1 pseudogene is annotated in these 624 nt (G+C 45.4%); it reads left to right on the forward strand.

The features are described from left to right. Positions 1 to 223 precede the first annotated feature (223 nt). Positions 224 to 624 (forward strand): annotated as a pseudogene (locus tag BHE18_RS16715) (glycine betaine ABC transporter substrate-binding protein); the annotation flags it as partial.

Raw genomic sequence — 624 nt, forward strand, 5'->3', positions numbered from 1 at the left:
CGCGTGGTTACACATGTACTCCATAGTCAATCACGATGCCTATCAGCAGATCTCTACATACATACTTACGACACCACACCTCTATTTACTTTGGTACATCCTCCGAACTCGTTTTTCTCTTTCATTCATCTGTCTATGTGTTTTATCAATCAGAAGACTTAATACTAGCCAGCAGTGCGACTCGTTCGCTAGGATGTGTGTATAAGAAATTTTTTTTTTTTTGGAAGTATCGATTTTGACGCCAGCACTTGAGCAAGGCGATATCGACATGTACGTCGAATACACCGGAACCGGCTTGAAAGACGTCTTGAAGCGGGAGTCGACGCCAGGACAGTCTTCTGAAGAAGTATTAGAAGAAGTGCGGGCAGGTTATGAAGAAGAATTGGGCGCTACATGGCTCGAACCACTCGGATTTGAAAACGGTTATACGTTGGCATACGCCAAAGACTACGATGCGGACACTTATTCAGACCTTGCGGAAATCTCGAAATCTGAAGACATGACTTTCGGGGCGCCGCATCCATTTTATGAACGCCAAGGAGACGGCTATGATGACATGGTTGCCACATACCCGTTCGAGTTTTCAGCAACTGAAAGCTTCGATCCGGCGATTATGTATGAAGC

The organism is Rossellomorea aquimaris (genome assembly GCF_001877785.1).
Taxonomy (GTDB): Bacteria; Bacillota; Bacilli; order Bacillales; family Bacillaceae_B; genus Rossellomorea; species Rossellomorea aquimaris_A.